Annotated in this window: 24 protein-coding genes; 8 read left to right on the plus strand and 16 right to left on the minus strand. The window is 43.9% G+C overall.

Features of this window, described 5'->3' with window-relative positions:
- Positions 1-3: 3 nt before the first annotated feature.
- Genes ASULF_RS02245 through ASULF_RS02255 form a run of 3 tightly spaced genes read right to left on the minus strand, consistent with a single transcriptional unit; the run spans position 4 to position 2,403 of the window.
- Entirely contained in the window at positions 4-768 is a 765-nt protein-coding gene (locus ASULF_RS02245; RefSeq protein ID WP_015590075.1) for an ABC transporter permease, read from the minus strand.
- Positions 729-1,466 (minus strand): ABC transporter ATP-binding protein, encoded by a 738-nt coding sequence (locus tag ASULF_RS02250; protein ID WP_015590076.1) that lies wholly within the window; start codon positions 1,464-1,466, stop codon positions 729-731. The genes ASULF_RS02245 and ASULF_RS02250 overlap by 40 nt, the downstream gene beginning before the upstream one ends.
- Positions 1,467-1,488: 22 nt before the next feature.
- Positions 1,489-2,403 (minus strand): MetQ/NlpA family ABC transporter substrate-binding protein, encoded by a 915-nt coding sequence (locus ASULF_RS02255; protein ID WP_015590077.1) that lies wholly within the window; start codon positions 2,401-2,403, stop codon positions 1,489-1,491.
- A 262-nt stretch (positions 2,404-2,665) separates the two neighbouring features.
- Here ASULF_RS02255 and ASULF_RS11845 point away from each other — a divergent pair, with 262 nt between their 5' ends.
- Both ASULF_RS11845 and ASULF_RS02260 read left to right on the plus strand, forming a co-directional pair.
- Positions 2,666-2,830 (plus strand): hypothetical protein, encoded by a 165-nt coding sequence (locus tag ASULF_RS11845; protein WP_169336379.1) that lies wholly within the window; start codon positions 2,666-2,668, stop codon positions 2,828-2,830.
- Positions 2,831-3,179: 349 nt separating this feature from the next.
- Positions 3,180-3,422 (plus strand): hypothetical protein, encoded by a 243-nt coding sequence (locus tag ASULF_RS02260; protein ID WP_015590078.1) that lies wholly within the window; start codon positions 3,180-3,182, stop codon positions 3,420-3,422.
- On the opposite strand, the gene ASULF_RS02265 is transcribed toward ASULF_RS02260, so the two are convergent.
- The 6 genes from ASULF_RS02265 to yjeH all read right to left on the minus strand — a co-directional run bounded on the left by ASULF_RS02265 (position 3,391) and on the right by yjeH (position 8,626).
- The gene (locus tag ASULF_RS02265) at positions 3,391-4,515 is read right to left on the minus strand and encodes a coiled-coil domain-containing protein (RefSeq protein WP_015590079.1); all 1,125 of its coding nucleotides are present in this window, start codon (positions 4,513-4,515) and stop codon (positions 3,391-3,393) included. The genes ASULF_RS02260 and ASULF_RS02265 overlap by 32 nt on opposite strands.
- On the minus strand, positions 4,512-5,165 hold the full coding sequence (locus tag ASULF_RS02270) for a DUF166 domain-containing protein (RefSeq protein ID WP_015590080.1): 654 nt from the start codon (positions 5,163-5,165) through the stop codon (positions 4,512-4,514). Before ASULF_RS02270 ends, ASULF_RS02265 begins: the two co-directional genes overlap by 4 nt.
- A gap of 11 nt (positions 5,166-5,176) precedes the next feature.
- Complete coding sequence (locus tag ASULF_RS02275; protein ID WP_015590081.1) at positions 5,177-5,728, minus strand: HemK2/MTQ2 family protein methyltransferase; 552 nt, start codon at positions 5,726-5,728, stop codon at positions 5,177-5,179.
- On the minus strand, positions 5,721-6,455 hold the full coding sequence (gene rsmA, locus ASULF_RS02280) for a 16S rRNA (adenine(1518)-N(6)/adenine(1519)-N(6))-dimethyltransferase RsmA (RefSeq protein WP_236609701.1): 735 nt from the start codon (positions 6,453-6,455) through the stop codon (positions 5,721-5,723). Before rsmA ends, ASULF_RS02275 begins: the two co-directional genes overlap by 8 nt.
- A gap of 43 nt (positions 6,456-6,498) precedes the next feature.
- Complete coding sequence (locus ASULF_RS02285; protein WP_015590083.1) at positions 6,499-7,134, minus strand: DUF655 domain-containing protein; 636 nt, start codon at positions 7,132-7,134, stop codon at positions 6,499-6,501.
- 220 nt (positions 7,135-7,354) lie between these two features.
- Positions 7,355-8,626, minus strand: a complete 1,272-nt coding sequence (yjeH, locus tag ASULF_RS02290) for an L-methionine/branched-chain amino acid transporter (protein WP_015590084.1) — start codon at positions 8,624-8,626, stop codon at positions 7,355-7,357.
- Positions 8,627-8,831: 205 nt separating this feature from the next.
- Between yjeH and ASULF_RS02295 the strand changes: the two genes are divergently transcribed.
- On the plus strand, positions 8,832-9,269 hold the full coding sequence (locus tag ASULF_RS02295) for a PIN domain-containing protein (RefSeq protein WP_015590085.1): 438 nt from the start codon (positions 8,832-8,834) through the stop codon (positions 9,267-9,269).
- Positions 9,266-9,463, plus strand: coding sequence for a hypothetical protein (locus tag ASULF_RS02300; RefSeq protein WP_144060469.1), 198 nt, complete (start codon positions 9,266-9,268; stop codon positions 9,461-9,463). Before ASULF_RS02295 ends, ASULF_RS02300 begins: the two co-directional genes overlap by 4 nt.
- Before the next feature lie 331 nt (positions 9,464-9,794).
- On the opposite strand, the gene ASULF_RS02305 is transcribed toward ASULF_RS02300, so the two are convergent.
- The 5 genes from ASULF_RS02305 to ASULF_RS02325 are packed head-to-tail and all read right to left on the minus strand — an operon-like array spanning position 9,795 to position 13,989.
- Positions 9,795-10,961: a redox-regulated ATPase YchF gene (locus ASULF_RS02305; RefSeq protein WP_015590087.1), complete on the minus strand. Its 1,167-nt coding sequence runs from the start codon at positions 10,959-10,961 to the stop codon at positions 9,795-9,797.
- Positions 10,962-10,970: 9 nt separating this feature from the next.
- Positions 10,971-11,273: a DUF2095 family protein gene (locus tag ASULF_RS02310; protein WP_236609702.1), complete on the minus strand. Its 303-nt coding sequence runs from the start codon at positions 11,271-11,273 to the stop codon at positions 10,971-10,973.
- Positions 11,263-12,159, minus strand: a complete 897-nt coding sequence (locus tag ASULF_RS02315; RefSeq protein ID WP_174269874.1) for an acyltransferase — start codon at positions 12,157-12,159, stop codon at positions 11,263-11,265. Before ASULF_RS02315 ends, ASULF_RS02310 begins: the two co-directional genes overlap by 11 nt.
- Positions 12,152-13,390: a 2,3-bisphosphoglycerate-independent phosphoglycerate mutase gene (locus tag ASULF_RS02320; RefSeq protein WP_015590090.1), complete on the minus strand. Its 1,239-nt coding sequence runs from the start codon at positions 13,388-13,390 to the stop codon at positions 12,152-12,154. Before ASULF_RS02320 ends, ASULF_RS02315 begins: the two co-directional genes overlap by 8 nt.
- A gap of 56 nt (positions 13,391-13,446) precedes the next feature.
- Positions 13,447-13,989: an HD domain-containing protein gene (locus ASULF_RS02325; protein ID WP_015590091.1), complete on the minus strand. Its 543-nt coding sequence runs from the start codon at positions 13,987-13,989 to the stop codon at positions 13,447-13,449.
- Positions 13,990-14,106: 117 nt separating this feature from the next.
- Between ASULF_RS02325 and mer the strand changes: the two genes are divergently transcribed.
- From mer to ASULF_RS02345, 4 genes are all read left to right on the plus strand, one after another.
- Positions 14,107-15,102, plus strand: coding sequence for a 5,10-methylenetetrahydromethanopterin reductase (gene mer, locus ASULF_RS02330; RefSeq protein WP_015590092.1), 996 nt, complete (start codon positions 14,107-14,109; stop codon positions 15,100-15,102).
- 77 nt (positions 15,103-15,179) lie between these two features.
- Positions 15,180-16,598 (plus strand): flippase activity-associated protein Agl23, encoded by a 1,419-nt coding sequence (locus tag ASULF_RS02335; RefSeq protein ID WP_015590093.1) that lies wholly within the window; start codon positions 15,180-15,182, stop codon positions 16,596-16,598.
- Positions 16,599-16,653: 55 nt separating this feature from the next.
- Positions 16,654-18,954 (plus strand): penicillin acylase family protein, encoded by a 2,301-nt coding sequence (locus ASULF_RS02340; RefSeq protein WP_015590094.1) that lies wholly within the window; start codon positions 16,654-16,656, stop codon positions 18,952-18,954.
- 4 nt (positions 18,955-18,958) lie between these two features.
- Entirely contained in the window at positions 18,959-19,246 is a 288-nt protein-coding gene (locus ASULF_RS02345; RefSeq protein WP_015590095.1) for a hypothetical protein, read from the plus strand.
- 56 nt (positions 19,247-19,302) lie between these two features.
- Here the strand turns inward: ASULF_RS02345 and ilvD are convergent, their stop codons facing one another.
- Positions 19,303-20,949 carry a dihydroxy-acid dehydratase gene (gene ilvD / locus ASULF_RS02350; protein WP_015590096.1) on the minus strand — a complete coding sequence of 549 codons (1,647 nt, stop codon included), beginning with the start codon at positions 20,947-20,949 and terminating at the stop codon, positions 19,303-19,305.
- A gap of 122 nt (positions 20,950-21,071) precedes the next feature.
- Complete coding sequence (locus ASULF_RS02355; protein ID WP_015590097.1) at positions 21,072-21,776, minus strand: TrmB family transcriptional regulator; 705 nt, start codon at positions 21,774-21,776, stop codon at positions 21,072-21,074.
- Between the last annotated feature and the right edge of the window lie 55 nt (positions 21,777-21,831).

A 21,831-nucleotide genomic window follows, 5' to 3' on the forward strand; every position in this document is an offset into this window, starting at 1 on the left:
CTTTCATACCCACCTGCACAGCCTTTTTTCAATGATCTCGAGAACTATGTACATTGAGAAGCCCAGCAATGCCATGGAGATTATTCCTGCGTAGAGACTTTTATAATCTGCCCGGCTCCAGGCGTCCATTATGACATAACCCAGCCCGGTTGTTGTTGCGAAAGACTCAGCAAAGAACAGAACGGCTATAGCTGTTCCAACGCTGATTCTCATCGCCGTGAGTATTCTGGGCAATGAAGCTGGAAATACGACATGCCTGTAAACATCCCAGTCGCTCGCTCCGAGCGATTTGAGGGAGAGAATGTAGTACTCACTGATGTTTCTTGCAGAATCTCTTGTGGTTACGAGTATCTGGAAGAAGAGTATCATCGCAATCAGGAAGATCTTCGATGCATCACCTATGCCAAAAAGGAGTATTATCAGTGGCAGGAGGACTATGTGCGGTATTGGGTAAAGCAAGAAAATGAATGGGGATATGATCCTGTCAGCACTGTCTTTGAAGCACATGAGTCCAAGAGGGATGGAAATTGATAAAGCCAGAATTATCGAGTAAACAACCCTGAACAGGCTGACGGCAACATGCTTCGAGAGTTCGGGCAGTTTAATCAGAAAGTAAATAACAACCTCAAATGGCTGTGGCAGGGCTGGTGATGAGACTATGTAGCTGGTTAAACTCCAGACTGTGATGATGGTCAGGGCTGATAGGAAGTATCCTTTAAATTCGGCTATCAGTCTTCTATTCCCACTATCTCCCTTATCTCCCGACATTTTTCGAAGAACCCCTCTTCATATCTGTATTCCACTCTTCCAGCACCCTCATTCTTCACAATCCTTTTAACCCTTCCAGGCCTTTCCGTGAGAACGACTATCTTTTTTCCAAGCAGCACAGCTTCTTCTATGTTGTGTGTTACAAGAAGAATGGTCGCAGAGGTTTCCTGCCATATCTTGATCAGAAAATTCTGGAGTCTCTCTCTTGAAAGGGCATCGAGCGATGAGAAAGGCTCATCCATCAGCAGTATCGAGGGCTTCATTGCAAGCGCTCTCGCGAACGCAACCCTCTGCCTCATACCTCCAGACAGGTGTTTGGGATAGCTGTTTTCAAACCCTTCAAGCCCGAGTTTTCTGATCAAAAATTTCACTCTGTTATCTATCTCGTCTTTCGGGTATTTCTGGATCTTCAGGCCTATTGCGATGTTCTCTCTAACAGTCTTCCACGGAAAAAGACCGTAGTCTTGCAGGATTAAGGCCACATCCTTTCTGACTGAGTTAACGATCTTTCCATCTATCAGCACTTCTCCACCTGTCGGTTCAAGCAGTCCGGAAAAAATTAAAAGGAGTGTTGATTTTCCGCAACCAGAAGGCCCGATTATCGAGCAAATTTCTCCTTTCTCCACTTCAAAGCTTATGCTTTCTATGGCTTTAACTCCGTTCTCGTAGATCTTTGAGATGTTCCTGGCTTCAATCATGTTTGCGGCAGATCTGATGAATTCAATCAACCCATTCAACAACGTTCTCGTAAGGGACCTCTTTTGCAAGACCCTTTTCCATGGCCCATTCGAGGTATCGGTCATAGAACTCCTTCGGGAACTTCTGGGATTTTGGATACAGGGGCATGTTGTACTTCTCTGCTATGTCCTGGGGGACTCTCGCGATTTCTATGAACTTGCTTCTGTATTTTGAGGGGTTCGAATTTATCTGCTCTACAGCCTCATCGTAAGCCTTGAGGAACCTTTTTACTGTGTCTGTATCAACATCACCCTTCATAACGATAACAGTCTGTGAGATGCTCTTGTCGAAATCTGCATCAGATATGGTCCTCTTGGCTCCTTTGGATTCCGCAAAACTCGCGAGTGGCTCGGGCAGAACAGCAGCATCCACCTTATTATCGAGCAGTGCCTGCATTCTGAGCGGTATTTTCTTTATTTCTATCTTCTCGATGGGGATATCTCTGAGCATCATGTCCGTGACGAATTCTATGATCGTGTTTTTGGATATTGCCACCTGTTTACCGGCGAGATCTTCAGGTTTCTCGATTTGGGAGTTTGGCGAGGCTAATACGGCAAATACGCCCTCTGATGGAGTTTTTCCAAGGCATAGCGATACGATTTTAACATCCACACCGCTGTTCTTCAGCAGTATCACATCGAGCGGGTCTGTGATCATACCATCTATGCTTGCGGAAGTGAAAGCCGAGTCCCTCTCCAGCGCGCTCTGAAAGGTCACCACTTCAACATCCAAACCGTATTTTTCGAATATTTTCTCCTCATCAGCAACGACAATCGGCAGGGAGTCTTCAATTGGCAGGATTCCGATCTTCAATGTCTTTTTCTCCTGAGTGCATCCTGATAGGGCTGTTAGGGTTATAAGAACTATGGCTAATACGCAAAGTGTCAGCTTCTTCATGGGTTGAACTTGAATGTTAAACAGAAAGATTTTTCGATATTCTGGATGGCATGTTCTGGTATCCTTGAAGTTCATTAATTCTGATATGAGATTATATATGAAATTTATAAAATGTACCTAACAAAATCTTAGGTGTTTTGAGTAGCATACAAAATTTTTTTGGAGTTTATTCTTGAGATTAAAGAGTATTAGCTGTAAAAAAGTGAATGTGGTGCATAAAATTCATAAAAAAGCTCGATCATGGACTCAGTGATGTTTATAAATGGGTTGCAGCTTTGATGGTTGCAGAAGCTTAAATACTGAAGCAGGCTGGAAGATTTATATTTGGGGAAAAATAAGGGAAGATTACTGGTGGTTAAAATCAGACTATGGCAGGATTGAAAGTAGCAAACAACATGATAGCGAACTCTTCTGTTTTGCTGGTTGAAATCAAGCTATGGTAGAATTGAAAGAGCAACAGATGAGAAATATTCAATCAGTTATGTTGAAATCATGGTATATCGAAAGTCCATCGAGTGCCCCATCATAAAAACTAGTTCAAATCACTTTACTTGGATAAAACCGATAAAGGTGACTACCCGAGGATTTTAGTTGAATTAAGAGTAGGAATTAAAAATACTGAGCAAATCTAGTGTTGTTATGTCTAAAAAGAAGTACTTCGACTTACTCCCCACACATTAAGATTTGATCTCTAAAACTATTAGAATTGAATAGATTATCGAATCCCAAATCCCAATGCCGACAGTTATAAAAATGTTGATGTTCACAAGTATTTCATGGAAGAAGCTGGTAGGGTCACACACTACTTTTCGAAAGCGGGTGTTGCCGCAGTAGTTTTAACAAAAAAGTTGAAAGTTGGGGATAGAATAAAGATAAAAGGGAATACAACTGATTTTGAGCAGATAGTCGAGTCAATAGAGATAAACCACAAGAAAGTTGACTCTGCACTCCCGGGTGATCTGGTAGGTATAAAGGTAAAGGATAGAGTCAGGAAGAAAGATATAGTTTATCTGCTTTAGCATCGAACACGAGCTCAACTTCTGCGTCATATAACTTTTTAGCCATCTCAGACAGCTCTGTTTTAAGCTTCTTAAGCTCATTCTCTTTCTCTTCAATCTGCTTTCTCAGAGACCTTACCTCCTTATCAATTGTATTCGATGATTTCGAAGCCATTATGGACTTCAGATTCTTGATCCTGGACTGAACATCTGTAAGCTCTCTTTTCAAATTGTCAACTTCCTCGATCATTTTGTCCGCATCAGAAACCATGGACAGGTTTTTCAGGATCAGATCCCGCTGGGAATCTTTAACCCTCACCTCACCCTTCATAATGGCTGTAGATGTTTTAGATGCCAGTTCTGTGAAATCACTATCGGCGAGACAGCGGTAGGACTTGAAGTCAACTCTTCTCCCTGTTGAATGGGCATAAAGCTTGATTGGCTTTTTGATAACACCCAGAATGTACTCAAGTTTGCTTTCAATCTGGTTTACTTTATCCATTAGCTCTTTCTCTTTAGAATACAGCCTTTCAAGCTCGGCAACATCTATTTCGCTCTCATTTTTCTCAATTCTCTCGATCTCATTGAGCTTCTCTCTCAGTCTATCGATTTCATCAATCAGCCTTTCAAATTGAGTGATTTTTTCCAGCATGTTTATGCTCAGCAGGTATCTACTATCGTTTCTCAGAGCCTCATACTGCTTTATTATCTCGGTTATCCTTTTAATTGCATTATTCAGCCCTTCAAGTTCCGGAGGTTTCACGGCAAAGAGTAGCCTGAAGTTCTTGGCAATCGCAATCACAAGCCTCTCTGTGCTTTTGCTAACGCTGTTGAAATACTCTGTGTTATCTTTATCTTTGAAAACCCACTGCTTCTTCATCGTGGCAACGAAGTTCTTCGCAACGCCCTGAAGCTTTGGATGGAGAAATTCAATCGGGAAGGATTCAAGTTCGAGGATAAAATCGGAAACGGCATCTCTCAAATCTGAAATCCTTGAGTTAATAAATCTCTCTATCTCTATCTCCTGATCTCTTTTAATGTTCTTAAGAGCTTCTTTTAGCTCTGGTATTGTTAAACGCTCCCTCTTTTTCTTTTTGAAGAGACTGAATCTCATTCTGTCCTCTCCCTGGCTCGCTGTATTGCTTTCTCCACAGCCCTCTTGTGTACTCTCGCAGCCTTGTGTATTCCGCCCTCTATTCCTCTCGTCGCGTAACACGGGAATATCTGCGTGTAGTAGCCAGCTTTTGAAGGAGCCTCATTCACATCGAGTCCCTTTATCTTTTCGGCAACGAAGTAGGTTGCCCCGCAGAAGGCACTTCTTTTAACCTCAACCTCAGCTACCCTGTCACCCTCGAGCTTAACCTCTACCTCAGGCTTTCCGAAGTGCTTGAAGAATTCTCGATATCTCTTGTCATCAATCTCTGGAGTTGCACAGCATATCTCTTCCCAGACAACCTTAATGCCCCTCTTCTCACCCTCTTTCTTGAGCTGGACATAAGAGCCAGCTTTAGCTCCTCCAGAAAATATCACGAGCTTGTTGCTGAGCTTTTTCAGAAGCTCAAGGTTTATGTCCGGGTGGCCAGCATATGACACGAACATATCCGCCTCGAGAAACTCCTCCGGGAGATTCAGGTACTCGGATGGATTCTCGATGAGTTCTGGCAGATCTTCCGGAATTTTGAATACAACCACATCGAAGAACTTTTTCATCAGCTCAACATCCTTCTCTCTCGCTCTACTCCTCAGAATAACTCCTACCTTCATCTTAACCCTCTTTAACTCTCTTTAAATATTCTGACAGCGTACAGCATCTCGAAAAAGAGCTTTTTGGTGCTGATAACCTCAAAGCTAAAGCCACTTTTATCTAGTATTTCATAAACATCAGGCGTGTTGTATGATGAGAATGTCATCACAGCCCTTCCACCATCAACCAGTGCATCATCAAGCTGACTGAGGAATCTTCTCATAACATCAACACCTTTCTCACCACCATGTAACGCTAAATCCAACCAGTCTCCCGTTAGCTCTTTTTCATCGAGTTCGACATATGGGGGATTGAAGAGTATCAGTGTGAACTTCTTTTTGAAGCAGGTCAGCAAATCTCCTCTGACTGCGTTGAGTCCTTGGTTGTGGGCAACCCTAACCGCATAAGGCGAGATATCGCTTGCAACCAAAAATTTGCACCTGTCTTTCACATTCTTGGCGACATAGCCACTTCCAGTTCCAACCTCCAAAACTATGTCGTCTTTCTTTACCTCTTTAAGGGCAGCCTCAAGCAGGAGTTCGGTATCCTCAAGTACAGGGTAAACTTTCGAGTAATCATCCATTTTCGCTCACCATATCGGCGATTCTGGCATAAACCTCTGGAGGGATGTGGTCAGGGCGTAAATCCAGATATTCCTCAAATTCATCAATAACACTCTCTGCATCATATTTTTTCAGCCACTCCTTTAAAACTTTTCCAAAGAGCTTTCTTTTCATTGAAAATGAGGTTCTGAGGAGGTCGTTGAATACATCAACATCCTTAACCTCTATCTCTGGTTTTGGTATGAGCTTAACCACCGCTGAATCAACCTTTGGAATCGGCCTGAAAGCTGTTCTGGGAACCTTGAATAGAATCTTAACTCTGCAGTATGCTTTAACAGCCACGCTGATTCTTCCATAGCTTTTTTCTCCTTCTCTGGCCGTTAATCTCTCAGCAAATTCCTGTTGGTAGGTTATTATGGCCAGATCGAACTTGCTTTCGAGCAGCTTGAAAGTCAGAGGGGTTGAGATGCTGTACGGGATGTTGGAGATGAACTTGTCGAATCTGGGGAAGTTGATCCTGAGAGCATCGCCATGGATGAGCCTGAACTTTCCCTCTCGGATCTCATCATAAAACTTTGACCTGAGGTATCTGACAAATCTTGCATCCTTCTCGATACCGATAACCTTTCCTGAATTCCTCAGTAAAAGCTCTGTGAGGTTTCCTGTACCGCATCCAACCTCAAGAACAGTCTCGTCTTCCTTAAGCTCGGAGAGCTGTATGATTCTGTAAAGGATGCTTTTGCTCACGAGGAGGTGCTGGTCTCTCGATTTGAAAAGCTTCATGAGGGTTTCATGAGGTGAAAATCTTGTATTTTGTCTTTGGATTCTTTATCTCGTATATTATCCTGTTCGTTATAAGCTTCTCCGGATGCTGAAGGCCTTTAACCCTCTCTGCGAGATCCTTGAAGTCCTTGAAAGGCTGCTTTTTCCTCTCATCGATGATGGCCCACATGGTCTTCTTTCCAACGCCCGGCAGCAGTTCAAGCTGGTGGAGTTTTGTTGTTATCGGCTCTGCCTTGTTGAAGAAGTCAACGAACCTTTGCTCATGTTCTTTCACTATATATTCGATAACATATGGAAGCTCGGATTTTGCAGCAGTTGTTAAATCTTCATACCTCAACCTTCTCTTGATCTTGTTGACAATATCTCTTTCTCCCTTCCCGATAAAAACGCGGTCCATTACGAGAGGACTCTTATCCTTCTTTATGCTAACCTCGAGTAATGTGAAGCTCTTTTCGCCCACTATCTGGGCTAAGGGTTCCCTCTTGTGAATGGGCCTCTTATCCTCGGGATGTCCGTAGGGCATGAAATCGATAATGTAAGCATAATCTTCCATTTTGGTTTTATCAATTTCCTTTCTACCTCTACTTCGATCAGAAAACCTTGATCTCTGATCAGATCTCCTGTTGAACTTTTCGGAATCCATGGTTACCCCTCTTTTGATTTGAGATAAATAGTAAAATAAAACTATTTAATTTTTTTCAAGCTTCAGACTGTTTGTGTTTTCCCGAAATTATTTCCACTTTGACAAACCCTGATGTGAGACTTGACGAAAAAGCCATTGGCTGTATAAATAGAACCAGATCGCAGAATTAGAGTATAACACTGGGAAAAACTTCTGGTGGAGGGATGCTGTGGTTGCGTATTCATAATCGGCTTGTTTTGCGGTTAGCATACAAATTGAGGTATGTAATTGCAAGTACTGCAACCAGCACCGGGTAAATCACGCTTTCTCCAACAAATAACAGGGTTGCAAAGCAGATAACGAACGAAATCATCGGATACACTCTCTTCTCAAGCAATATTATGCCAGCAATCGAGCCAATCAGGTAGAGGGTTATGAAAATGCTGTTGGAGAGCAGGAGCAAAGTTTCGACGGAAATGCTGAACAGATACATGGCAATTAACGTGAAAACCATGGATGCTGCCACGGCAATCAGAGCATTCTGTGGAGCGTGCTTCCTGTTCAGATTTCCAAAGACCTCTGGCAGATATCCACTTCTCGATAAGGCATACAGCAGCCTTGAGGGCGATGCAACATAAACGTTTGCAGAAGCGAAGCAAGTCATAAATCCGATCAACGCAACAAATAGCTTTCCGTTAATGCCAAGGGATCTGTTCGCTATTTCGACAAGGGAGGTCATTCCCCTCAGGCTGTCACCATATGTATGTGTACCAACAACCACAAAGGAGACGAGCAAATACATTATTCCAACAACTCCAAGGGCCATCAGAATGCTTAGGGGAAAATCCCTCTCGGGGTTTTTGAACTCCTCTGACAGATGGGTTACAGCCTCCCATCCAACGTAGCACCAGAATATCAGTGCCATTGCTCTTCCAATCGGATAGATGTCGAGTTCGAACTTCAGGTTATCTGGATTTACGAGATGAAATGCTGTGAGAACAACAAAAAGCAGCAGAATAACTATGGAGATCGTTATCATTGTCTGGATATTTCCGGTGAATCTGACACCTCTCAGATTTATGAGGAACATTGTAAGGAGCATGAGTATTGCGAGAGCAACAACCCCAGGAAAATCAAGTCCAAGAATGCTGCCCAGATAGGATGCGCCGGTGAGCAGAACAATTGGGGGTCCAATGGGTACGACGGCCAGAAAGAGAAATCCAGTAATCATTTCTGCATCAAGTGTGATGCTCCCAACAGTCCTTTTTCCAAATGCCTGTTTCGAGAATTCTGAGATTCCACCCGCAGATGGAAATTTTGAGGCTAGGTAGCCGAAGGTTAGGGCAATTGGCACAGCAAGCAAAGTCATAACTACCCATGCTATTAAGGATGCCGCACCAGCCACATTTGCGGCCATGGATGGCAATATCAGGACTCCTGAGCCCAGTATAACTCCTATGAAAATACCGACAGCCTGAAAGAGAGATACTTCCTTTTTAAGCCTTCTTGTCATTATGCCTCACTGTGTCAGTGCCAATTTGATGTGTTAATTAAATTTTTCCAATTATGTGAATGGGTGTGTTCCTTGAGTTATTTTCACTTTGGCAAACCTCGGTATGATGGTTGTATGGCAAGGGATAAAAGATCGGTCTGTAGGGAAGAGAAGTAAATGTTTTCTAAGAGTAAGAGAGTATTTGTATAACAAAGTAGGTGTTTGAATGAGGGTATATATGGACGTTTGCTGCTTTAACAGACCATTTGATGATCAAACTCAAGATAGAATCAGGATTGAATCCGAGGCAGTACTGGCAATTTTAAACCGATGCATGGATGACTGGATACTTGTAGGGAGTGAAGTAGCAGATTACGAGATATCAAAAATTCCGGATGAAGAAAGGAGGAGGAAAGTGGAAATTCTTGCATCGATTTCAAAGGAGAAAGTCATCGTTGATGATAATATTGTCAAACGAGCTTTAGAGCTTGAAAAGATTGGATTGAAACCTGTAGATGCTCTACACGTGGCATGTGCGGAGAAATCTGCGGATGTTATGCTCACGACAGATGATGAGATAGTGAAAAAAGTTGAGGCTAACAAAGATATTATTAAAGTTAGGGTTGAAAATCCTGTAAGATGGTTGATGGAGGTGCTGGAATGAATGAAGCTAAAACCCTTAACGAAATACGCAAAATTGGTATTACTGCTCTTGCAAAAGCTTTAGGGCCAATTGGAATGGTCAGGTTCATCCAGAGCTTTGATTTGGGTAGTGGAGATTATACCAAAGAGCGTTCGCAGTGGTTAGATCAGAGTATAGACGAGATTGTAGATGAAATCAAAAGAAGGCGTAAGTGAACTATTCCTACTTGCAACTTTACCACTCAACACAAAAATTTAAAAATTAGATCAGTTAATGCAATAAGTCGGTGATTGGAGTAAAAATACGGTTGTAACAGATCCTATGAAGATGCCGACGGCATGAAAGAGAGATACTTCCTTTTTAAGTCCCATTGTGAGTCACCGTGTCAGGTTTGATGTGTTAATTTTTCCAATTGTGAACGGGTGCATTTTCCACAACATTTCAAGTATGGTGAACCTCAGTAGGATGGTTGTATGGCAAGATCGGTCCGGAAGGAGAGAAAAAAAGAGATTCTCGAGTTTACCTGCCAAGCCAGGTTGAAGCACCTCAAGCCGATGAAACAATCTTTATCACATCGTTGTGCTTCAACTCATAATCGTCTGCCACCCTCATCTTCTTCTTTGCATCAATCGCATGGATGAAGTTCTTGCCTATATCTGTGTGAATCAGGTATGCCAGCTCTCTGGCAGTGGTTCCCTTCTTAACAAGCATAGCATCCGGCAGAACATTTCCCTTTGAATCCGTGAATTTGTTCTCGTCCTCCACAGGATAGACGACTATGTAGTCCAGCAAATCGAACACTATCCTGTTCAGGCATTCCTGCACACCAGTACCATTGTTCTTTTTCAGAAAGCTTCTCATTATCTCAAGAGCCTTTTTTTGCTTCTCATTCAGCTCCTTAATAATTTCAAAATCCATATCTCCGGGATAGTACCTGATATATCCATTCTTGCTCGCAGTTCTCAACGCAAGCTCTATCTCTGCTGATGTGGGGATAACTATTTCTTCCAGATTTTTCAGCCTGTTGATAAGCTCCTCTGGAGCCTTGTCAGCTTTGTTTGCGGATATTATCATCCTCATTCTCTTTTTCCTCAATTCAAAAGCGAAAGTCATGATGTCCTCATCGCTGAAATGCCAGACCTCTTTACCAATAACTTTGAGCGCCTCCTTGACCTGAATCTCCTTGAATCCGAGTCCTGCAAGCTGCTCGGTTATCAGCTTGTAGGCATGTAGTTTTTCCATGCTTATCCTTCTCGCAAGCCTGTCCCAGTTCCTCTTGAGGATGTTGAAGATCCACATGTCCAGCTCGTGATACAGAAACCTGACATCTTCTACTGGATCCCTCTCACCGATACCAACCTCGTTTCCTTCAGCGTCGGTTGAGCCTGAGGCATCCACAACATGAATTATCCCTTCGCTCTGTCTCAAATTGTCCAGGAATTCGTTTCCCAGACCTCTCCCTTTATGAGCTTCAGGAACGAGTCCGGCAACATCTATCAGCTTTATCGGGATGTACCTCCTCCCTTCAAAACAGTTCCCACAATCGAGGTTTAACTCTCTGCAAACGCAATCAACCCTCACATGTGCAACTCCTACATTCGGCTCTATGGTCGTGAAGGGGTAATTTGCTATCTCCACATCAGCCATTGTGGCAGATTTGAAAAATGTTGATTTGCCCGCATTGGGCTTTCCGGCTATTCCTATTTCTATCATCAAAATCACCTATCTGAGATTCAAACCTCTCCTCTCATAATCTCCACGCTTTCTCGTTCCAAAAAGATCTCTCAACTCCTTGATGTTGTTTTTCAACTCTTCCGCATCCTCTTCCTTTATCTCTCCTATCTTCAGGAAGAAGTCTATGATCTCCATAGCCTCCTCATCGTTCTCGCATCTTTCTATGTGATCCATGATGGTTGGAAGCTTTCTCTTTCTAACTAAAGACCCAACTGATTCTGAACTCGAAAGCTCATCGCTCAGCTTCGGAAACATCTTTTTGAACTTCTCATTATCAATGTTAAGCATCATCTGCACCCCTTGATACACTCTCAGGACTTTCAGCATCTTCATCACTTTTCAGCCAGTCAAATTCTGGCAGTTCAATCTTTCCTTTAATCCATACGCCTTTCCTTCCTGTAATCGATTCATCAATCCTGCATTTTTCCTCCATATAAACCTTATCTCCTTTAACATACCCGTAAACCTCGGTTTCGTTGATCAGATAGATTCTCTTCCCCTCCACCGCACCATGAACCCTGCAGGAACTCAGAACTATGTCTTTAGCCCTTATGCTCCCAAATATCTCGCATCTGTCAGCCTTAACATTCTTTGCCTTTATGTTACCGAGGATTCTGCTGCTCTCAGCAATCAAATCCGTTCCGGTTTCGAGAACCTCCAGATTCACTTTGCTGTTTTCTGAGATAATGAGTGGAGACTCAATTTTTTCCACGATTTCAAAGAGTTTTTCAGCCTCCTCCAGCCTTCCCAGCCTCAAAAGCTCAAGAATGTAAAGGAATATGAAGATGAGAACTGGCAGAGGATTCTGTATGGTTATCAATCCCCTTGCCTCGAATCCTTTCCCTATCCTCACATTTCTGCCTATCTCCAGATCTCCAAAAACTGTGAGCTTTCCATCGATTGAAGCGAACTCCCCGATGTACGCATCACCATTGCAGTAAACATCTCCACCTATCGAGCACCAGGAATCTATTCTAACCTCTTCTCCCTGAATGCTCCCTTCGATGCTGGCCCTCTCGCCTACAATTATTTTTTTGCCGATTATACCATAGCCGAGTTTTGAGCCGGCCCCAACTATCGCATCGTTCTCAACAACTATGTTCCTTTCCTCAAACCTCGTATTCGGGGGTATGACGAACTTTTTCAGCTCGCTGAAGTCCTCCATCCTTTCACGCACCGAACTTTGATGTGTTGTTTGTCAGATCGAGAACGATGTTGAATAAATCTATACCCCTTATTCTGCATAAACCGCCTCTGTATGCGACAAGCTCTGAGAACCTGTCAACCTCATCCGTTCTAACTCCTTCATGGACAACGATAACTGGAACCGGATCGGCTGTATGATCCTTCACATTGATAGGGGTTGAGTGATCCGCTGTAATCACAAGGCAGATCTCTGTGAAATCGAGTTCCCTGAGAACGGCTATCTCCTGATCGATTTTTTCTATGAAGCTCTTCTTTCCTTCAAAGTCTCCGTCATGGCCAAGTTCATCGGTTGCCTTGATGTGCACTAAAACAAAATCGTGGGTGTTCAGAGCCTCGAGAGCTGCATTGAACTTGTTTTTCAGGTTTGTGTGCTTGTTTCCTGTAACACCTTCAACCTCAAGCACATCAGCACCGATGATCTTCCCTATTCCTTTGATGAGGGTGGTTCCTGCAATAAACGCGAGCTTCAGCCCGAATCTCTCCTCAAAGCTCTCTACCTTTTTAACCATTCCTCCTCCTCTCAGCAAAATCGCATTTCCCTTTAGAAGACCATTCTTCTCTCTTTCAAGGTTTACCGGATGGTTTTCGAGTATTCTGTGAGCTTCCTCCATAAATTTGTTGATAATCCTTGCAGTTTTCTCAGCATTCTCATCCAATGCTTTGCACATTTTTACCTTGCTGCCGATCTTCTTTGGATCCGTATCGGTTACCCTGTCCGAAAGTCCTTCTCCTCTGAAAACAACTGCCGCTCTATGACCGGTACCTCTTCTTACCATAACCTTAACACCGAACTCGCTTAAGTCTATTTTGTTAAGTGCTTTTACAAGCTCGTCGGTTTCGTCTATTCTCCCAGCCCTTCTATCCACAACAACCTTGTCGAAAATGCTTCCCTCCCCCTCTACTGTCCCGAAATTAGCCCTGAATGCAACATCTCCCTCTTTAAGCTCTATTCCAGAGCCTGCAGCCTCTATGGGCCCTCTTCCGGAATAGCATTCGTGCGGGTTGTAGCCAAGTAAAGCAAGATGGGCTGTGTCACTTCCCGGTCTAACTCCGGGAGCTATCGTGTCCATTATCCCGTTTATACCAATCTTTGCGAAATAATCGAGATTTGGAGTTCTGGCACTGTCGAGCGGGGTTTTGTTATCGATCAGCCTGTCGGATATACCATCTATGACAATAAAGAGGATTTTTTTCAGACTCATCAAAGAACTTTGGCATCTAATTTTTAAATATTGTGCTGTAGCAATAGCCAAACAGGCTAATCAACGAACTCCTCAAACTCATTCAGCAAAGCCAAATGCCTATCAAGAACCTCCTTTTCGTCCCTGAACTTCTGTTTGATGTGTCTGATGTACTCCTCTTTCCTCAGAATTCTGTCTCCAGCAACAAGGTTATCTGCAAGAGCGACGAGCTTTTCCTCAAGGGTTTCCGGGATGTAATCCCTCTCTGGTAGACCGAATTTTTTAGCCTCTTTTGCCGTCAATCCGGCACCTATGTGCCTCTCCACTATCTTGATTATCCTGTCATCAAACCCATCTTTCCTTAAGATCTCAGCTCCAAGCACCGCATGATCCATTCCATGGCTTAGACTTCTTCCAACATCATGTAACATGGCTCCGGCTATTATCAGCTTTCTCTGCTCATCTGACAGCTTCATCCTGTTTGCTATCCTTAAGGCTGAATCGAGAACTGTGAAAGTATGATTTAAAACATCATTTGAAACTCCTTTCTCTTTCAAATACTCTGAGAGTGCTTTGATCAGCTCATCCTCTTCGAGCTCCAGAATCTCTATGTCATGCATAGCGGACATGAATTTTCGTAAAATTTAATGTTTTTGATGGCGGTGGTAAAAGATAAAATACGATAAAAAATCGAAAGAATTATTTGGTTCTTCTCAGTCTTAGGTTCTGGTGGTATCATGAAATTCGGTATTGAATTTGTGCCAAACATGAAGTACTACGAGCTGGAGTACTATGTAAAACTGGCCGAAGACAACAAGTTCGATTTTGTGTGGATAACAGACCACTACAACAACAGGAATGTATATTCGATGCTGACAATTCTGGCTTTGAAAACGAACACAATAAAGCTCGGTCCCGGTGTAACAAACCCGTACCACATCAGCCCGGCGGTAACAGCTTCTGCAATTGCCACGATAAACGAGATAAGCAATGGAAGGGCTGTGCTTGGAATCGGTGCGGGAGATAAGGTAACATTCGAGAGAATCGGAATTGACTGGGTTAAGCCTCTCAAGAGAATGAGAGAGGCGGTTGAGATAATAAGGGCTTTGCATGCCGGTAAGCCTGTCAAGTATGACGGAGAGATCTTCAAGTTCAACGGAGCGAGAATGGACTTTAAGGCTGGTAGCATACCGATATACATCGGTGCGCAGGGTCCGAAGATGCTCCAGCTTGCCGCAGAGCTTGGAGATGGAGTTCTGATCAACGCTTCACATCCAAAGGACTTCGAGGTTGCCAAGGAGAACATCGATGCAGGATTGAGCAAGGCGGGGAAGAGCAGGGATGCGTTTGACACTGTTGCGTACGCATCGATGAGCGTTGATAAGGATAGAGACAAAGCCAGAAACGCAGCCAAGATAGTTGTTGCTTTCATCGTTGCCGGCAGCCCAGAGGTTATATTCGAGAGGCACGGAATTGCTGCGGAAGATGTCCAGAAAGTGAGGGATGCTTTGAATGCAGCCTTCACAAAGGGAGACTGGCCGGGAGTCAGCAAGGCAGTCACGGATGAGATGATTGATACCTTCTCCATAAGCGGAACTCCGGATGATGTCATCGAGAGGATAAACGAACTCTCGAAGGCTGGAGTTACGCAGGTAGTTGCCGGCAGCCCAATCGGCCCGGACAAGAAGAAGTCAATCGGGCTGATAGGCAAGGAGATAATTCCAAAGCTTTGATCTTTTTATTTTTATCCTTAAGCATTGTAACTAACTCAATCCAAAAATTTTTTGAATTCCGGATTTAATTTCTGCCAATGGACAGAAAGATTTTGGCAGTGCTTGCGATTCTGCTGATTACGAGGCTGGTCATGCTGGATGCAAGACCAATCGATCATGATGAGAGCATTCATGCTTTTCTGTCCTTTGATCTGCTGAAGCAAGGAAGATACAGCTATGATCCAGCTTATCATGGGCCATTTCTGTACTTCTCAACCGCGTCCATCTTCATGATCTTTGGAGACAGCAACTTCACATCAAGGCTCGTTCCCGTCATCTTCAGCATTATCGGAGCCTTGGTCTCGATGAAGTTTAGGCGATGGATTGGTGGTGGAGCCTACATTCTCACTTTCTTTATGATATTCTCCACATCAATCCTCTACTACTCCAGATACCTCAGAAACGACATGATCGTTCTACCCTCCTTTCTCCTGATCATCTACTCCTATTTCAGGTATCTGGAAGTTGATGGTCTGAAGAAGGATGCTTTCGCGTATCTGGCTGTTCTTTTTGCCACAATAATGCTATGTTCAAAGGAGAACTCGTACATATACCTCTTCATACTGACGAGCTTCATCTTCCTGTATGGAATTTACACTCAGGGCTCTGGCTACATAAGGGAGAAGCTCATTAACTGGAATCTGCAAAAAATCAGGATTCTTATCATTTCATCAGTCATATTCATTGCAATATTTTCCACGCTGTACACGGCAGGCTTCTCAGACATGGACGGGCTGAGGAGGGCGACCATCGGAGCGGTGGAGCACTGGGTGAAGATGCATGAGATAAACGATCACGCAAAACAATGGTGGTACTATTGGCTGCTGCTGGTAAAATATGAATTCCTGCCGTTTGCGCTGGCGATAATCGCGACTCCAAACTTCGTTAAGAAACTGAGAAAAAATGACATCTCCAGACTGGAGCTTTTCTCGGCCTACTGGGTGGTCACCACCCTCACAATATACCAGATACTATCTCATAAAGTTCCTTGGCTCCTCGTGCATTTAGTAGCCCCGTTAGCCTTTTTCTCATCCATTCTGCTGAAGGACGATGTAATCGCCTGGAGGAAAAGGGCTTTCAGGTTCGCCTTGCTGTTTGTGGCAGTAATCTATCTGGCCTTCTCCCTGCATATAAACTACATAGACTACAACGATGCCAAGCATGAAGAACTCATATACATCCAGATCCAGCCCTCTGCTGTACATCTCGCAAACAGAATACTTGAGCTGCATAATAGCGGCATGAAGGGAATAATCTTCGAGCCAGAAAACGATTACTGGCCACTGCCGTGGTATCTGAGGTACATAGACATACCCTACACCTCCAGCCCAGTGAACTTCAGGGATTACGACTTCATAGTCACATCTGAGCGTAACACGGCTCGATTCAACTGCACTGCAGAGAGATATGAGTTAAGGCCATACTACTACATGGTTCTGCTTGAAAACTGTCGTTGAGTAAATTAAACGATAAATCATAAATTTTAAATATTATTCGGTTTATTTAAATATTATGCGGAAGATAGCCGGAATAATCCTGCTAATAGCTCTTCTGGCAGTTGTTTTCAAAATGTACAGCTACATAGAACTGTTCGCCCCGCTGAGCGGGAAAGCCTGGGTAACTGATGAGCTTGAAACCCCTTATGGTCTGGCAAAGATAACTCGGGTAACTGATGAGCATATTAATGAGCTTGAAACCCCTTATGGTCTGGCAAAGATAACTTACGATGAGTATGGTGTCCCTCACATCTATGCGAAAAATGAGAAGGCACTGTACTATGCGGTTGGTTATGTTCAGGCTAAGGACAGACTCTTCCAGATGGATCTGCACAGAAGGCTGATGAAAGGAACTCTTTCGGAAGTTTTTGGAGAAAGCCTTGTAGACTCGGACATTTTCCACATCAAGCTCGACTTTTACGGAGCTGCGAAGGCGACATGGGAGGAGATAAACAAAACCCCATTTGGGGATCTCATTGAGGCATACTGTGATGGTGTTAACGCTTACATGACATCAAACCTCCCGCTCGAGTTCAGACTCCTTAACTACAGGCCAGAACCATGGAAGCCTGAAGATGTTTTTCTCATCGATAAGGAAATATCCTGGGAGCTAACCGGGAACTTCTGGGATCTGAAGAGGGCTTTAATAGCTGAAAAACTCCCTTCAGCTCTGGAACTCTATCCAGAGTATCTGAACCACACATCACCGATTATCAGGACGAACCTCGTTGATAAAGAACTCCTTGACTGGCTGAAGCCTTTCGAGAAGAAAGGTGATGTTGGATCGAATAACTGGGTAATCTCCGGAAAGTATACAGCCAATGGAAAGCCGATTCTTGCCAACGATCCTCACCTCTCGCTTACGGTCCCACCAGTATGGTATGAAATGCACATAAAGACGGACGAGATAAATGTCAGGGGTGTGACCTTCCCGGGAATTCCGGTAATAATAATTGGCATGAATGATCATGTCGCGTGGGGAGTAACCAATGTCGGTGCGGATGTGATTGATTTCTACTACTATGTCACTAAAGGCGACAAATACCTGTACAAGGGAGAATGGAAGAATTTTGAGATTGAAGAGAAAAAGATGAGGGTTAAAACAGCAAACGGATATGAGGAGAGAACGGTTCTGGTTAAGAAGACCGTTCATGGACCTGTAATCGAGAAGAATGGGAAAGAGTTCGCCATAGCTTGGACAGGTTTCGCTGCAACAAACGAGTTCTATGCGATTTACAAGTACAACCATGCCAGAAACATGTCTGACTTTATTGAGGGTCTGAAGTACTTCGATGTTCCTGCTCAGAATCTGGTGTATATTGACGCTGACGGGAATATAATGTACTATCCAGCCGGAAAGTTCCCGATCAGAGACACTGGAAACATAATCTTCAACGGCTCTGCTGGTGAGGGAGAGTGGAAGGGATTCAAGCCATACGGAAAATCGACATGGGAGGGATTCATACCCTTCGAAGAGATACCCCACCTGATAAACCCGGATTATGTGGCTACAGCCAATCAGCGGGTTGTTTTTGACTATCAGTACTATCTTGGAGACAGCGGATACTTCGCAGACCCGTATAGGGGAATGAGGATATACGAGATGATAGATGATGCTGTGAAAGCAGGAAAGAAGATTGATATGGAGTATGTCATGAAGATGCAGAGGGACACATACTCCAAGCCGGCAGAGTTCCTGATAAAGCAGATTAAAGAGCTAAAGCCGAAATTCTCCGAGAAGGCGAAGATGTATGCTGATGAGCTGATGAACTGGGATTACAGGATGGATAAAAACTCGAGACAGGCTCTTATATTCGCGATATGGCTCAAGCACTACATCAACGAGACCTTTGGGGATGAGTTCTACTCTGCAGGGCTTGACAGCGACTACTATCCGAAGCTATGGGTTCTGCAGAACCTCGATGACAACAGCAAGTGGTTCGACGACATAAGGACGAGCAAGGTTGAAAACAAGGCAGATATAATGGCGAGGGCGATGGACAAGGCTGTGGAGGAGATTGAGAAGAACAACTACAGAGTTTATGGAGACTACAACAGGCTGAAAATGAATCATCCCTTCAACCTGGACTTCCTCAACTATCCGAATCTGCCAATGAATGGATCTGAATATACTGTCTTCAACTTCAGGGTCAATGACAAGCCGTTTCAGGTTGGAAGTAGCTGGAGGATGGTTGTTAGCTTTGATAAAGCATACTGCGTGATTCCGGGAGGAAACTCTGGAAATTATTTCTCAAAGAACTACGACGATCAGCTTGAGATGTGGGTCAATGGAGAATATAAGGAAATGGTGAGGTGATTGTATGCGGAAGCTGTTGATCGGGATGGCTGTATCCCTTGCAATAACTTACTTCCACTGGATCGGCCTGATCATAGGTGGCTTAATTTGCGGGATATTTGGGAGCACGAAGAAGGCCTTTGCTTCAGCCATAGCATTCAGTATCATCGTTTCAGTAGCTTTCATAGTAAAGATGTCCATGATCTCGCTTGAGAAGTTCTTTGCGATGGGAATGATAGCGTATCTTAGTTTTATAATAGCATTTCTGCTCCCCCTACTGTCTTCTTCGGTTGTGCTGCTGAAATCCAGCTAAATGTTAGATAAAAATAAAATTTTAATTTTTTATATTAGTTTCATTATGTATCGAATTCAGTCCACAAAGGCAGCACCTTCATCTGCGGAACCAACGAGCTTTGCGTATTTGGCGAGATAACCCTTGAGCTCTCTTTCCGGAGGCTTCCACTTCTCCCTTCTGTCAGCCAACTCATCCTCGCTAACTTTCAGCTCTATCTTTCTCTCCGGAATATTTATGAGTATTCTGTCTCCATCCTCCACGAGGGCTATGCTGCCTCCAACCATGGCTTCTGGTGAGACATGGCCGATACATGGCCCTCTCGTGGCACCGCTGAATCTGCCGTCTGTTATCAGGGCGACCCTCTTGTAGCCCATGCCTGAGATGGCCGCAGTTGGCAGAAGCATCTCCGGCATTCCCGGAGCACCCTTTGGTCCCATGTACCTGATAACGACAACATCGCCCTCCTCAATCTCTCCGTTGAGGATTGCCTTTAAGGCAAGCTGTTCAGAGTTGAAACATTTGGCATTTCCTTCAAAAACCATCATATCCTCGCTAACAGCTGCTGATTTTATAACAGCACCCTTCTCCGCAAGATTTCCTTTGAGAATAGCTATTCCTCCCTGCTCATGTATCGGATTACTGAGATCTCTTATTATATTTCCACCTCTCGATATTGCTTTTTCTGCGATATCGTAGATCTTCATTCCGCTAACGGTCATCTCGTTGTTGAAAAGCTCCTTAGCTTTTTTGATCAACATCGGCACTCCACCACTTTCATCCAGATCTGCGATCGTGTAGTTGCTTGCGGGATCTATGGCAACTATGTGCGGAGTTTTTCTACCAATCTCATCGAACAGATCCAGCGGGAGCTTTATTCCAGCCTCCTTTGCTATAGCCGGAAGGTGCAGAACTGTGTTCGTTGAACCACCTATCAGCATATCCATCGTTATCGCATTCTCGAAGGACTTCTCAGTTACATATTCTCTTGGATTTATCTCCTGCTTAACAAGCTCAACAACCCTCTTACCGCTCTGCTTCGCGATCCTGAGCTTTCTTGATGAACCGCATGGAGAGGTAGCACAGTATGGCAGGCTCATCCCGAGCGTTTCCGTCATTATCTGCATTGTGTTTGCGGTGTACAGTCCCTGACAGCTACCGCAGTATGGGGCGCAGAAGTCTTCATACAGCTTGAGTTCCTCTTCACTGATCTTTCCGCCCTTATACATTCCGGCAGCCTCAAAAGCTGTAGAAATAGTCACATTCCTCCCGTCAATCCTCTCGGGATTCATCGGGCCTCCGGTCACAACAACAGCTGGTATGTTCAGCCTGAGAACAGCCATGAGCATTCCTGGGATTATCTTATCGCATGAACCAACAACCACCAACCCGTCAAACCTGTGAGCCTCAACCATCGCCTCTATGCTGTCAGCAATCAGTTCTCTCGACGGGAGAGCAAATTTCATGCCATCATGACCCATTGCAATTCCATCGCAAATCCCTATGACTCCAAACTCAAAGGGAACCCCTCCTGCAGCGTAAATTCCCTCCTTAACTGCCTGAGTTATCTTATCCAGAGACATATGGCCTGGAACGATTGTGTTATATGCGTTGGCAACACCAATAAACGGCTTATCCATTTCATCATCGGTTACTCCCAAAGCCTTTAGAAGAGCCCTGTGTGCGGTTCTTTCAATCCCAATTTTAACTTCGTCACTTCTCATCGCTTTTTAAATAAGTAGGGTATTATTTAACCTTAATGTTCTTAATGTTATGTAAAATAGGGGGAAGGGGGATTCGATAGGAATTTCTTAACGATTGTATATTAACTTTTCGGTTTTTATCATTATCTTTCGTTTTTAATTTTCTTCTTCAGCGACTCAAGCAATGGATTGAGCATCTCCTTGGCGAACATCGCAATCACCGGACTCTCGCTGACAATCGCCAGCACATTCTCTCCCTTGAACATGAAAATCGTTTTTATATCATCGAACACGAGCATACCATTGCAGTAGTCTTTGTGTTCCTCCATAAGCTCTTTTCTTGTGAACTCGTAGGCTTCAGCATTTCTGACCGTACTGGCGTTGAATGACATGAGCACGAGCTTGCATCTTGCCATCTCGAGGATGGCTTTAACATCATCGTGAATATACGACAGCATTCCATAGATGCTCTCCTTTGCACTCTCTGTGAACTCTTTCAGTTTCTCCAGAACCAGATCTCCTCTATATACCCTGACCTCTTCGATTTTAGCAGATTCAAACTTCGGAAGCTCTTTTTTGATGAATTCAAGATCCTGATTGACTCTTTCTGAAATTATCTTTATTATCTCATCGCTCTGCAGAGCCTTGAACTTTCTCGGCTTTCCATAAGCCTCCACAAATCCCTTCGATACGAGCGAATCCATCACATCGTAAACGGATGTTCTCGGTATCCCGCTTATTAGCGAGATCTCCTTTGCTGACATCTCTCCCTGCGAGAGCAGGGCTGTCAGGGCTCTGGCTTCATAGTCGCTGAAACCGAATGCCTTCAGCTTGTTTACGAGCTTCATCACAGTAATGTTGTGGGTAACTTTTATATAACTTTTCGTAGGTGCAGCAACTACA

The organism is Archaeoglobus sulfaticallidus PM70-1, from assembly GCF_000385565.1.
GTDB classification, from domain to species: Archaea; Halobacteriota; Archaeoglobi; order Archaeoglobales; family Archaeoglobaceae; genus Archaeoglobus_A; species Archaeoglobus_A sulfaticallidus.

Coding starts and splice junctions, on each gene's coding strand:
- ASULF_RS02245 (WP_015590075.1), bottom strand. CDS start 768: ATGTCGGGAGATAAGGGAGATAGTGGGAATAGAAGACTGATAGCCGAA.
- ASULF_RS02250 (WP_015590076.1), bottom strand. CDS start 1,466: ATGATTGAAGCCAGGAACATCTCAAAGATCTACGAGAACGGAGTTAAA.
- ASULF_RS02255 (WP_015590077.1), bottom strand. CDS start 2,403: ATGAAGAAGCTGACACTTTGCGTATTAGCCATAGTTCTTATAACCCTA.
- ASULF_RS11845 (WP_169336379.1), top strand. CDS start 2,666: ATGGGTTGCAGCTTTGATGGTTGCAGAAGCTTAAATACTGAAGCAGGC.
- ASULF_RS02260 (WP_015590078.1), top strand. CDS start 3,180: ATGGAAGAAGCTGGTAGGGTCACACACTACTTTTCGAAAGCGGGTGTT.
- ASULF_RS02265 (WP_015590079.1), bottom strand. CDS start 4,515: ATGAGATTCAGTCTCTTCAAAAAGAAAAAGAGGGAGCGTTTAACAATA.
- ASULF_RS02270 (WP_015590080.1), bottom strand. CDS start 5,165: ATGAAGGTAGGAGTTATTCTGAGGAGTAGAGCGAGAGAGAAGGATGTT.
- ASULF_RS02275 (WP_015590081.1), bottom strand. CDS start 5,728: ATGGATGATTACTCGAAAGTTTACCCTGTACTTGAGGATACCGAACTC.
- ASULF_RS02285 (WP_015590083.1), bottom strand. CDS start 7,134: ATGGATTCCGAAAAGTTCAACAGGAGATCTGATCAGAGATCAAGGTTT.
- yjeH (WP_015590084.1), bottom strand. CDS start 8,626: ATGACAAGAAGGCTTAAAAAGGAAGTATCTCTCTTTCAGGCTGTCGGT.
- ASULF_RS02295 (WP_015590085.1), top strand. CDS start 8,832: ATGAGGGTATATATGGACGTTTGCTGCTTTAACAGACCATTTGATGAT.
- ASULF_RS02300 (WP_144060469.1), top strand. CDS start 9,266: ATGAATGAAGCTAAAACCCTTAACGAAATACGCAAAATTGGTATTACT.
- ASULF_RS02305 (WP_015590087.1), bottom strand. CDS start 10,961: ATGATAGAAATAGGAATAGCCGGAAAGCCCAATGCGGGCAAATCAACA.
- ASULF_RS02310 (WP_236609702.1), bottom strand. CDS start 11,273: ATGATGCTTAACATTGATAATGAGAAGTTCAAAAAGATGTTTCCGAAG.
- ASULF_RS02320 (WP_015590090.1), bottom strand. CDS start 13,390: ATGAGTCTGAAAAAAATCCTCTTTATTGTCATAGATGGTATATCCGAC.
- ASULF_RS02325 (WP_015590091.1), bottom strand. CDS start 13,989: ATGCATGACATAGAGATTCTGGAGCTCGAAGAGGATGAGCTGATCAAA.
- mer (WP_015590092.1), top strand. CDS start 14,107: ATGAAATTCGGTATTGAATTTGTGCCAAACATGAAGTACTACGAGCTG.
- ASULF_RS02335 (WP_015590093.1), top strand. CDS start 15,180: ATGGACAGAAAGATTTTGGCAGTGCTTGCGATTCTGCTGATTACGAGG.
- ASULF_RS02340 (WP_015590094.1), top strand. CDS start 16,654: ATGCGGAAGATAGCCGGAATAATCCTGCTAATAGCTCTTCTGGCAGTT.
- ASULF_RS02345 (WP_015590095.1), top strand. CDS start 18,959: ATGCGGAAGCTGTTGATCGGGATGGCTGTATCCCTTGCAATAACTTAC.
- ilvD (WP_015590096.1), bottom strand. CDS start 20,949: ATGAGAAGTGACGAAGTTAAAATTGGGATTGAAAGAACCGCACACAGG.
- ASULF_RS02355 (WP_015590097.1), bottom strand. CDS start 21,776: ATGAAGCTCGTAAACAAGCTGAAGGCATTCGGTTTCAGCGACTATGAA.